This window comes from Endozoicomonas sp. YOMI1 (assembly GCF_024606345.1).
GTDB lineage: Bacteria > Pseudomonadota > Gammaproteobacteria > Pseudomonadales > Endozoicomonadaceae > Endozoicomonas.
This window is the reverse complement of record NZ_JAHHPM010000083.1, coordinates 1-11,363: the sequence shown is the minus strand read 5'-3', so window position 1 is coordinate 11,363 and position 11,363 is coordinate 1. Positions and strand designations below refer to the sequence as shown.

Here is an 11,363-nt window from a genome sequence, read left to right as displayed (position 1 = left end):
AAATGCTCAGGTTTAGATAACTTTGAGTAGGTTTGAGCAAGTTTTCAGGAGCGGCTGCCAATCCAGTATCACCTGTGGGTTAATTGGTTTTGCTGATCGCCTGCCGGTAGAGATGATCCACTTTCACAATATTGGCATTCAACCCATTAATACGGGTATTGTGGGACGGGTGTGTGCTCATAAATTCCGGCACATTGCCATCACTCTGCGCTGACATCTTATTCCACAAGCTGACGGCAGCCCTTGGGTTGTATCCAGCCCTGGCCATCAGCTCCAGACCGATGAGGTCAGCCTCGGCCTCATTGGTACGACTATTAGGCAAGGTAAGCGCATAATTTACTACGGTACTGCCAACACTCATTACCTCAGGACTGACACCCAGAAGAATCCCCAGGGTATCCTGCCCCAACTGCACCGCATACGCCTGAGACATAGCCTCCCGTCCATGTTCCCTGAGCGCATGAGCCATTTCGTGCCCCATAATGGCGGCGATTTCATCATCCGTCAGCTTCAGGGTGTCAATGATGCCGGTATAAAACATAATCTTGCCCCCGGGCATGCAGTAGGCATTGAGCTGTTTATCCATCATCAGGTTAACTTCCCACTGCCAGCTTTGGGCATCCTGCCTGAACACGCCAACATGGGCCACCAGGCGGTCAGCAATCGTACGCAGACGTTTCACGTCTGCAGGTTTCCGGTTCAACACATCTTTTTTACGGGCTTTATTCAGCGCTTCCTGATAAGCCTCGGCAGACATGGCATTCACCTGGCTTTCAGAGAGCAGAGAGAACATTTTCTGCTCACGGTGGACACCAATAGCCCCTGAGTTGGTTGTTGATACCGTCTGACACCCTGCCAGAAAAATACCCAGGCTAACGCCCAGAGCTTTTAACCACTTCATCCCAATTACCTTCTTCAATACGTCATTCTGATCAGTCTGCCATTAAACCAAAATCACGGCTATAGCGGTATCCGGTAGCAAGTTATTGCACAATTCACCAGAGGCATTGACAACGGGCTTAAGAAGAATAATTTAAAATTACCCTTTTATACAATTTCAGAATATTTTTATCCCTGATTGCTTCAAATAAATATGGCTAACTTTTATAGGTAAAGATACCCTCAAAACACTTATACACCAAATATCAGCTGATTCTACCACCCCTGATTTTCTTACTTACAACTGGCAACTAAAAACTATTAAAGGTAATAAAATGGATGGCATTCTATCTAAAACCTATCAACCCCAACCTCCTGTGGTTGAACTGCTAACACAATCCCATCAGGAAGCGGAACCATCAAAATCTACTGTCACCAGCATTACCCCAACCAGGTATATGCCAGAAGCACAGAGTGAAAGCCCACTTTTGAGGGCTTACACTCAGCAATCTGTTGATGAGCCAATTCAGGAAATGGCACCCTCAGCAGATCAAATAACAAATGAAGAGCTGAAGAAGAAAAGACATTCTGCCTCAGAGCAGAGGAGAAGAAAAAAACTGTCCAAATTATATACAGACATTGAACATGCTGTCAGAGATATAACACCCTTAATCAATAATCCGACAAGAAAAAAATTATTATCAGCCTGTATTTTTGTTGCAAAAAAGAAAACTTACCCAAACCATATCCCCCCTAAAAGTAAAGATATAAAAACATTAAAAATATCGGCTAATATCGAATTAAAAGAAAAGAGGCTGATAAAGAATCATAAAGAATTCAGTCGTCGAAATGAAATTCGCCAACTAATTAATGAACTGAGCAAACACATTCCAGGAACGTCCTATCAGAAAAGAAATGAGCTTACCACGCTTCAGAATTTTTTATCATTTATCACTGGAAACCCACAATTAAAAACATCAAAAAACCAGCTAAACCAAAATTCATCTTCAAGAGTAAAACAGGGATTAAGTTCAGGAGAAAAAAATGGTGAAAAAGCAGAAAAAAAAATAAATGTAAAAACAGCTACTTTTGATTCATCACAAACCCTTAAAGAGTCTGCAAACAGTGATAACCAGGTTAATTCCCCATTGATAAAGAAAACGTTGCAAAAACCAGAAGAAATGGAAAAAACACTCGAGCATTCTCAGCCAAACTGGTTTGCAGCGCCTGTTTCACAGTTTCTTGAATATGAGTTGGGATGCCATGAAAGAGAGCAGCTCAAAACCACTGATGAATACCCATGGGACAGCCTGGAGGCTACTGAAGGTACCCATTCTCCTGTTATCCCATGCCCATACCCCCCTGTGCCAAGTGGACAGGAGCAAAACAAACAGGTGCAAACCTATACCTGCCTACCAGGTCCCCCTCTTCCTGATATCGGGGTATACAAACCACAAACTGACTCCAATGAAGAGCCTTATCCAGCAGATGACTTATCTATGATGAAGGCCGTTGCTCCACAGGAAATTTTCCAATGGACATCTTGTCAACAAATGGAGGATAACCACTCTTCTTCTACCTCTTCCTCCCTTGTGCAACCTCAAACCGAGGGAGTACCCTCTTCAGAAAATGAGGCAATACCCTTTTTCTTCCAACAACACAGACATGAAGGGATAAGGGCTGTACCAAATCAGACTTGGGGCAAGCCATCTTCAGGAAATGAGGCAACACCCTTTGGCTTTCAACAACTCAACCCTGAAGGGATAGAGGTTGCACTGTATGATATGGCAGAAACTTTGCCATTAGCATCAACATCAGCGGTGTTACAGATAGCCCCCCAAAATGCCCCACTGATAAGTTATTTAAAGAATCAGGTTGCTGACCTACAGATGAGCCAGGCAAACCTGGAACATCAACAAATGCAAACTAGAACTGTCTTAAATGAAGTAATAAACAAAAACCTGCAACTATCAAAAAAAGTATGTAATCTTGAAAATGAGCTTGAGATGCTGCGAACAGAGAATGCACAACTTCACCATAAAAAACAACTGGTAGAGAACCAGATGACATTTGCTTTGCAAGAAGAACAACAAAAGCTTGCTAACCTACAGAGGAGCCAGACAACCCTGGAACGTCAACAAATACAAACTCAATCTCTTTTAGATGGAGCACGAAAGGAAAATCTGCAACTATCGAGAAAGTCAGTAAATCTTGAACAAGAGCTTGAAATACTTCAAAAAAAGAATGAACTGCTCCAGAAAAAAGATCAACTGTCAGAGAACCTGGTGAAATTTGCTTTTCAAGATGAACAAAAAAAAGTTACTGACCTTGAACAGAAACTCCGCTATTTAGAAGCCGAACGTAGTCTGATGATTGACAAAATATCTATATCAGATGACAAAATACATCAATTAAAAGAAACTCTAAAAAATAGTCAACCTAGAAAAGGAAAGAGAGGATACAATATTTCTTAAATCTGAGACTAGCCACTAATATAAGGTTAAATCTTTCACCCACTACAGGTGACCTGATCAAGCTTAATAAGAAATACAGAGAATCATAAGTCAATTCAGGAAAAAAAGCTGGGCATTTTTTACATTTTTATTTTTCAGAACCCAGCTTTTTTCTCTTTGAGTAGAACTGCTGCTTAACTGGCCCTTAATATTTTTGCAGCTGCCACCATATTTCTCAAAGCCTCTTCTACTTCCGGCCAGTCTCTGGTTTTTAAGCCACAGTCCGGATTTACCCATAAACGCTGCTTGGGAATTTTCTGTGCCGCTTTAGTCATCAGCTGTTGAATCCACTGGATACTGGGCACATTGGGTGAATGAATATCATAAACGCCAGGGCCAATCTCATTCGGGTATTCAAACGCTTCAAAAGCATCCAGCAGTTCCATATCTGAGCGGGAAGTTTCTATCGTGATGACATCCGCATCCATGGCCGCAATATATTCAATAATGTCATTAAACTCGCTGTAACACATATGGGTATGGATTTGGGTTTCATCTTTTACGCCACTGGCAGCAATGCGAAAGCTCTTCACCGCCCACTCCAGATAAACAGGCCAGTCTGCTTTTCGCAAAGGCAAGCCTTCCCGAATGGCTGGCTCATCAATCTGAATAATGCCAATACCCGCCTTCTCCAGATCAACAACTTCATCTCTTAAGGCCAACGCTAACTGCAGACAGGACGCTTCTCTGCTCACATCATCTCTTGGAAATGACCAGCAAAGAATGGTAACCGGCCCGGTTAACATGCCTTTAACAGGCTGACTGGTCTGCTCCTGGGCATAACGGCTCCATGCAATGGTCATCGGCTCAGGGCGGCTGACGTCACCAATAATAATGGGTGGTTTTACACAGCGACTGCCATAGCTCTGCACCCAGCCATTGGCAGTAAAGGCAAACCCTTCCAGCTGCTGGCCAAAGTATTCAACCATATCATTACGTTCTGCTTCGCCGTGGACCAGAACATCCAGACCAAGCGACTCTTGCCTTTTAATGGTATTGCGGATTTCCGCTTGCATCGCTTCGATATAAGACTGCTCATCCAGCTCCCCTTTACGAAACTGTGAGCGCTTCTGTCGTATCTCCCGCGTCTGGGGAAAAGAGCCAATGGTGGTTGTAGGAAATTCAGGCTGATTCAGTTTTTCGTGCTGTAACCTTGCCCTTACCGCATAAGGAGAATGACGATGATCAATATCCCTGTCATCTTTTAGTGTTGTCACCCGTTGTTCTACCGCTGTATTATGAACCCGCTGGGACTGCTGCCTGGCAGATACCACTTTTTCCGCCTCAGAAATCAATTTCAACACAGCCGGATCCTGTGCCTGTTGCCCTCCGGCTAAAACCTGACCGATAACGGATACCTCTTCACACTTCTGCATGGCAAAGGCAAACCAGGATTTCAGCTCATCATCAAGCTCGGTTTCCTGTTCCAGATCAACCGGAACATGCAGTAATGAGCAACTGGGCGCTACCCACAGCCGGTCTCCCAGCCGCTCCTCTGCCTCCTTCAGTTGCTGCACTATCTGCTTCAGGTCTGAACGCCATATATTTCGGCCATTAACAACACCCGCTGATAAAACTTTGTAGGCGGGTAAGCGGTCAAGCAGTGCCGGTAACTGATCAGGGTCTCGAACCAGATCAATGTGAAGACCATCCACTGGCAGATTGACCACCGTGGTCGTGGTACCATTGAGACCGCCAAAGTAGCTGGCCAATAGAATTTTTACCTTGCAACTCTGCAGTCGGTTATATACAGATTCAAACGCCTGATGCCATTCCCGGGGAAGATCCAGAACCAGAATGGGTTCATCTATCTGTACCCACTCCACATTCATTTCTGCCAACCTGGTCAGAACGCGACCATAAACCTCGACAAGACTGTCAAGCAATTCCAGTCGGTCAAAAGACTCGCCCTTAACTTTACCAAGCCACAGCCAGGACAGTGGGCCAATCAGTACCGGTTTTGCCCTCAGGCCCTGTTCAATAGCCTCAGCGGTTTCATCCAGAATAGCGACGTTAGACAGCTGGAATTTCTGGCCTTTGTGTAACTCTGGCACTATATAATGGTAGTTAGTATCAAACCATTTAGTCATTTCACAGGCAGCAGCGGGCTCTCCAGTGGGCGCTCGACCACGGGCCATACGAAATAGCGTATCAATATCACCAGGGTCCGCTTCCGAAAATCGCTCCGGCACCGCACCCAGCATCAGAGAGTGGTTCAGCACCTGGTCATACCAGGCAAAATCCCCCGTCGGAATCAGGTGAAGGCCTGATTCTTTCTGCAGCTGCCAGTGCCGCTTACGTAGACGACGACCCTCTTCTAAAAGTTCCGCTCTGGACAGGTCTCCACGCCAATAACTTTCCTGAGCCCTCTTCAGCTCACGGTTAGCGCCTATACGTGGAAATCCAAGGTTATGGCTAGTAATCATGAAATAACTCCGGACTAATCATCAGACTGATTGTTTTCAGGATTAATCAAAGAGTAGTCACAATTCTGTGAGAGAGTTAGGATTGAATCTTTACCCGTTTACAGCGAATATTCCAGCCCCAGACCAAGTACCTCTGGCTTATTCAAATAATATTCCTGTAAAGCATTTCCATGGTGTTTCAGAGCATTCATGCGAGTCTTGTTGGTCGGATGTGTTGAAAGGAATATATTAACCACTTCACGCAGATTTCCACCAAAAGTGGTCATTCTGTCCCATACTCTGGAGCATTCCGAAGGATCATATCCAGCCAATGCTGTCAGATAGATGCCTATTTCGTCAGCCTGAGTTTCCTGATTCTGGGAAATGGAGTTGGCAAAAGGAATGCTGGCGAGGGCGAGCTTATTCAGAAAAATGACATCACTTAACCTCTGCCCCACGTGCTTTGCCAGTACATGCCCCATTTCATGCCCGAGAATACAGGCCATGCCGGCCTGATTTTTAGCCATAGGAAAGATCGAATGATAAATCACAATATTAAAGCCACTGGTTGCAAAGGCATTGGGGGAACTCATATCCATGGCGATAATTGTCCAATAATCCGCAGGGATATCAAAAACCTGCTCAACAACGACCTTTAAGCGTTCGGCAACAGGGTCAAGAAACGCGGAGTATTTCTGTTCCAGTTCGTAGGATGTCTCTTCATGCAAAACCCAGTCCTGCAATTGTGTAAATTTGTAAAATACCCAGGTTAGTGGTCGGGAAAGGTAATCAAAAGGCGTCCTTAAATAAGTTCGGGAGACAACTGAAAGCGTCCCCCGGGCAGCCCCGATGAGCAATGCGCTGATAGTAAGATCAATAAATAGTGGTCTGGCACTGCCTGTTGTGATGACTTTTCTAAGACCACTCCAGCTCACCCCGATCATCGAACCAACAATACCACTGGCAACAGATGCAAGGCCATTATTTTCAAATTCTTCAAGCAGGCTTCTGTCAACAACCCGATGGAGTTTGTTGATAATGATATCGTCTTGATTAAAGGAGTGAATATCTTCATTCCCATAAGTGCTGGTAAAGCAGGAGAAAAAGGATATACAAAAAGATATTGAGATTATCAATAAGTACTTGACCCTGAAAAACACATTCAATCCTCAAAGATGATTCGAACTACTATCAGTCAGACAAAAAAAAAATTGATTGGTTCCATCATTCTATCTATTCAATCTGATCAAAAAACAATCAATCTTGATGGCGCCCCATGAATTCATGCCCTCCTTGATCACCTAACGGTTTATCCACAAGATTGTCCACATAAATTCTGAATGGTTTGTTGTGGATCATCAGCTGGGCAACACTCAGGTGGGTTGCCAAGTATCTCCTTGAAAAACAGAGGTCTTTCAATCCAGACGGGTTGAACTTTTTTCTGAAAAGAAAGTCTGAAATTTCAACTTAATCAATAGGAATTACCAATAATGGAGACAACATACCCAAAAGCGCCGCCCAACCACTTGAATGTACCATCCGCCAACTGGATAGACTATGTGGACGGACATTTGTTGTGTAAATCAGCCCTTTGCGGCCAAATTGGTTTGTATTTAGGCATGGCAGTATCGGAAAATCCTATCGTTCCTCATCTTGATTGTTTGTCATGTTGCGGTGCTGCAATCATCAATATTGCTCTGTATCGACGCGATATTGCCCATAGCCAATATACAACTGAAATGATGATGGCCGTCCTCAACAGTAACAACGAACAAGAGAAAAAGCCTGAGCAATTGTCCGGGGAGCAAACAGATATTGATTATGGATGCACAATGAATAGTGAGGAAATTGCTGGCGAACTGATAAACAACCAGCCAACGGTGGTAACTGACCAGCCTGCAATGCTGAATCAATTATCCACAGACTGTAGACAGCGAAAAAACAGCTAGCTGCCCTTGACACCCATCCGCTCCCAAAGAAGCCGGGGACCGGCCATGCCCGGGTGCAACGCTCTTCTTTCCAGTTGCGAGAAGCGCCTTATCCAACAGTCTGCCCAATATACAAGCCTTTATCGATTGGACTGCCTGACATTCACTGCAGGCTCATCCCTATGATAATTCCTGATTGAAGGACAGAAGCTGACTTTTTTATACCGGTTAATGGTTTGGTTCAGGCAGCACTGGGGGTGTACTGTCCATAAATGTCAGGAAGTTTGCCCACAACTCATGGGTTCTCTGCCGGGTCAGTTTTGTTTGACAGGAAACTGCCATCACTGTCCGAACCGTCCCTTCTCGCCACTGCGTATACACTGAGTCACAATGGGAGTTATAGTACTTCTCCCAGTGGCTTTGGGCCGCTTTAATCGCTGCAACTACAGATATGGAGTAGACTGCCGGATAGGTGAAATAACCCTGTATTACACAATCTTTTTTCTAAAACACTTACTTGAATATGAATAAATAAAATTAGATTTCACCAGTTAAGGAACTTTTCACTAAAAAAAATAACCAACTTAATATTATTTTTTTCATAAACTTTACCACAGTTCGTTACTATGGATATTTTCACCCCATCAATTAGCCTTGGTACCAATACCCAACCACCTCTTGCAAAAGAACTCCATGGACAAGCCACGAAAAATGGCCGGGTAAAAACAGCAGAATCAGTTAGATTCATTCCAAAAGAAGATTCAGAGTCACAAGGCGCAGAGCAGTCAAGGCCCAGAGATATATCACCACAAGATAGAACCGTCATTGAGTTCTCAAAGTTTTGCTCTAGCAGCTTTTATTCAAAAACGGGCAGTAGAAGTTGCAAACTTCCGGATGAACCTTACTATAGGCATTCTCATATTACAGTCTCAGACTTTTGTAGTTTGATGCGAATTTTCAGCCATACCCACAAAGGCCTTTTTCGTGATATTACCGATACGATTGGAGTCACTAGTGATGATGAAGATGAGACCATAGCAATTCTGAAAAAATTAGTTCATTCAGAAGAATACAATAATATTAAAGGTATAGATGCAGCACGAAATGCTATACCCGTTAGAGTAAAAGCAGCTCCCCATGCAGTAAACTCTGAAGCCAGTTTCTTAAGATGCCGAAGGTCAGCTCGAATGGTACCTCGTAGATTTCGGGAAGATACCTTAACGGAAACAACCTCTCCAGACAGAAGCAAAGATAGATTACGCTCAGAAAAAGAAACGAGCTCATTGCCAATTAAACGAAGAAAGGCAACTTGCAGTAAAAAACCTAATACCGGTCGATGTAAAATTAAAATTAAAAGTGAAAGAGAAAGATTAAATGCGGTCAAAGACATTATTAAAGCCTGCCTGAAAGAGCCAACCTCAAAAAAAGACATTGAAAATACAATGAAGCTTATATTTCGTCGAAGTAATCACTGGCAGGATTTGGCATCGCTCAGAACCAGCATGAAACGCTGGTTTAACAGTCTTAAGCCCTCTATGACCCAGGGCTTTGAAGAAAAAGAGATTAAACAGGCAGAGGAGGTTTTTTCCAGACTTATAGGAGTCTATCCTCCATCAGGAAAAAAATAACAATTTAGGTCATGGTTATCCTTTGTTATTTGTCAAAAGTTGCTGGCAAGCTGCTATTGGAAGCGGCATATCGCTGGCTGCCGGATTTTTCCCAGCCGCTGTTTGAATTGCTCAGGGTATTAAGCGACAGAGGATACTGATCTGGTATCGCACTCTCTTTTTCCAGCAGGCAACCAATCACACTATGAAATTAAACAGGAATCATTATTGTCGTTATTTTCTGCATACCTGTTTTGTAGCCGATAAGCTTCATTTTCGGCATACCTGTTTTGCCGTCGATAAGCTTCATTTCTGGCATGACTGTTTTGTAGTTGATAAGCTTCTTCTTGATATAAGTCATACTCCGCTCGCGATATTTTACGGCCACAGATCTCCTGATAATCAGCAGAATCAAAAATGTGATTTTCATCAGCTTTATCAAAAAGTGGGTCGATGGGCCCAAGCAAAGTGGACATAAGGTAAAAACCTTCGGTAAAGGGAAACCTTGCTCCCTGGTGCTCCTTCACTTCTCTCATTTCTGCTTGAAAATCATCAACGACATGAACGTTTGGTTGCTCATCTGCCTCGTTCATCCACTTGACTGCAGGCCTCACACTAGTACAGGCAACCAGGCATACCGGACTCCTCTCAGGCTTTCTGTGTTGCAGCAAGTCAAAAATACGATCTTTAGAGCCTCCTTCATTGGGCTCACCGTCATTAAATACATAGATAATACGGGGGGGAGATTGCGGGGAGCGTTCGGACTCTTTTATAGTTCGCAACATAGCAGGATAAAGAGGAGTAGAACTTTCTCTACCACCCCAGAGAATACTGTCCAGACACCTCTTCATTTGCATCGCAATCGCGGCTGGTGTTCCACGGGTATCAATTGGCAGAAATTCCTCAGTAAAACTTTGAATTTTTATTCCCATCACCGGAATATGAGCTAATAAATCTGCAACATTACCCAACCGATAAACCGCCTCTTCCAGCCTGGTCATTTTCATTTCGGTCACAGGATGCACCATGCCATCCCGAGTATCCATTGAAATACTGTTATCAATGATAAAATGCAGCTCATAATTTTTCAGGGCAGCCAGTCGATACGCCAGCCAGATTGATCCGTTTATTGAACCACCCAGCACCTTTGATATCGCACATTGCTGCTCAGGAGTAAATTCGCGCTGAAACCTTTCTATCGGAAAGGGAAGCGAGGTGGCCATTGATGGTTGAGAGCCAAACCCGGAATGTTGGTAATTGATTCCGGGGTATGGAGGCGGAGGATCCGAGTATGGAGGAAGAACCGGGTAAAGTTGAGGATGAACAGTAGCGGGTGATACAGCACCTTGTGGCAGAAAATCAACGTTTCTCCCGTGAGCCGGGTTGATATTTGAACGGTCACCGGGAACATTTGCCATATGCTGTATATTGGGATCATGTGAGTTTAGGGTGAATCCAGAGTAATTCACTTGTTCTCGATTACCAGAGCCAGCGGGTGATCGACATGTGTCTGATGAGGAAAAAGGCGGTTGTGGTGGATAGGTCACCCGCTGGTTATTAACAGAATTTGATTGATGACCTTTAGTGTCCATAGCTAAAACCTCTGTATATTACTTTTTCTTTAGGCTAATAAAAATAGACAAAAAAACTTCGACAGGACAATTTTTTATTTTAAGAAAGATCATTAAACATTAAAAAAACTCTCAGTAACTTCATAAGTAAAAAATCTTGGATTAATACATAGAAAATAACCAGATCATGTTAGCTTAAGAAAGACCAGTCATGCATGAAAAACAAGAGAATAAAATTCCTGTTAAAGAAAATAAAAAAAATGACATTTAACTTGAAATTAGAACAAAACCCAATGTCATTAGCTCCCCCCACTGATTGCTAAACCGGGGAGCAGCAGCGTTTTTGCGCCTCGTTCTCATAGTCCTCCGTGGGAATGCATACCGAACCTCTCCACAGATTTAGCCCCCCATCAAACTCTCATGATCCCGGGCAGAAATAGGTTGTTTCACATCCAGCAGG

General features: G+C 43.6%; 10 protein-coding genes. 3 read left to right on the top strand and 7 right to left on the bottom strand.

The window, feature by feature from the left end; all coding sequences use genetic code 11:
- Window positions 1-79: 79 nt before the first annotated feature.
- Window positions 80-901 (bottom strand): M48 family metallopeptidase, encoded by an 822-nt coding sequence (locus KDK15_RS03060; RefSeq protein WP_257293896.1) that lies wholly within the window; start codon window positions 899-901, stop codon window positions 80-82.
- 313 nt (window positions 902-1,214) lie between these two features.
- Between KDK15_RS03060 and KDK15_RS03055 the strand changes: the two genes are divergently transcribed.
- A complete protein-coding gene (locus tag KDK15_RS03055) occupies window positions 1,215-3,353 on the top strand; it encodes a hypothetical protein (RefSeq protein ID WP_257293895.1) in 2,139 nt (712 codons plus the stop codon).
- A gap of 173 nt (window positions 3,354-3,526) precedes the next feature.
- On the opposite strand, the gene metE is transcribed toward KDK15_RS03055, so the two are convergent.
- The 3 genes from metE to KDK15_RS03040 form a co-directional block, all read right to left on the bottom strand.
- Window positions 3,527-5,818: a 5-methyltetrahydropteroyltriglutamate--homocysteine S-methyltransferase gene (gene metE / locus KDK15_RS03050; RefSeq protein ID WP_257293894.1), complete on the bottom strand. Its 2,292-nt coding sequence runs from the start codon at window positions 5,816-5,818 to the stop codon at window positions 3,527-3,529.
- A gap of 98 nt (window positions 5,819-5,916) precedes the next feature.
- A complete protein-coding gene (locus KDK15_RS03045; RefSeq protein WP_257293893.1) occupies window positions 5,917-6,933 on the bottom strand; it encodes a M48 family metallopeptidase in 1,017 nt (338 codons plus the stop codon).
- Window positions 6,934-7,054: 121 nt separating this feature from the next.
- Window positions 7,055-7,186 (bottom strand): hypothetical protein, encoded by a 132-nt coding sequence (locus KDK15_RS03040; protein ID WP_257293892.1) that lies wholly within the window; start codon window positions 7,184-7,186, stop codon window positions 7,055-7,057.
- A gap of 101 nt (window positions 7,187-7,287) precedes the next feature.
- Between KDK15_RS03040 and KDK15_RS03035 the strand changes: the two genes are divergently transcribed.
- A complete protein-coding gene (locus KDK15_RS03035) occupies window positions 7,288-7,746 on the top strand; it encodes a hypothetical protein (RefSeq protein WP_257293891.1) in 459 nt (152 codons plus the stop codon).
- A gap of 207 nt (window positions 7,747-7,953) precedes the next feature.
- Here KDK15_RS03035 and KDK15_RS03030 read toward each other — a convergent pair whose 3' ends face one another.
- On the bottom strand, window positions 7,954-8,160 hold the full coding sequence (locus KDK15_RS03030; RefSeq protein ID WP_257293897.1) for a lysozyme inhibitor LprI family protein: 207 nt from the start codon (window positions 8,158-8,160) through the stop codon (window positions 7,954-7,956).
- Window positions 8,161-8,351: 191 nt separating this feature from the next.
- On the opposite strand from KDK15_RS03030, the gene KDK15_RS03025 reads away from it, so the two are divergent.
- Window positions 8,352-9,353: a hypothetical protein gene (locus KDK15_RS03025; protein ID WP_257293890.1), complete on the top strand. Its 1,002-nt coding sequence runs from the start codon at window positions 8,352-8,354 to the stop codon at window positions 9,351-9,353.
- 25 nt (window positions 9,354-9,378) lie between these two features.
- Here the strand turns inward: KDK15_RS03025 and KDK15_RS03020 are convergent, their stop codons facing one another.
- Window positions 9,379-9,534, bottom strand: a complete 156-nt coding sequence (locus tag KDK15_RS03020) for a DUF480 domain-containing protein (RefSeq protein WP_257293889.1) — start codon at window positions 9,532-9,534, stop codon at window positions 9,379-9,381.
- 1 nt (window position 9,535) lies between these two features.
- Window positions 9,536-10,924 carry a hypothetical protein gene (locus KDK15_RS03015; protein ID WP_257293888.1) on the bottom strand — a complete coding sequence of 463 codons (1,389 nt, stop codon included), beginning with the start codon at window positions 10,922-10,924 and terminating at the stop codon, window positions 9,536-9,538.
- Between the last annotated feature and the right edge of the window lie 439 nt (window positions 10,925-11,363).

Excerpts from the sequence above, each read along its gene's own strand:
- KDK15_RS03060 (WP_257293896.1), bottom strand. The coding sequence starts at position 901 with ATGAAGTGGTTAAAAGCTCTGGGCGTTAGCCTGGGTATTTTTCTGGCA.
- KDK15_RS03055 (WP_257293895.1), top strand. The coding sequence starts at position 1,215 with ATGGATGGCATTCTATCTAAAACCTATCAACCCCAACCTCCTGTGGTT.
- metE (WP_257293894.1), bottom strand. The coding sequence starts at position 5,818 with ATGATTACTAGCCATAACCTTGGATTTCCACGTATAGGCGCTAACCGT.
- KDK15_RS03035 (WP_257293891.1), top strand. The coding sequence starts at position 7,288 with ATGGAGACAACATACCCAAAAGCGCCGCCCAACCACTTGAATGTACCA.
- KDK15_RS03025 (WP_257293890.1), top strand. The coding sequence starts at position 8,352 with ATGGATATTTTCACCCCATCAATTAGCCTTGGTACCAATACCCAACCA.
- KDK15_RS03015 (WP_257293888.1), bottom strand. The coding sequence starts at position 10,924 with ATGGACACTAAAGGTCATCAATCAAATTCTGTTAATAACCAGCGGGTG.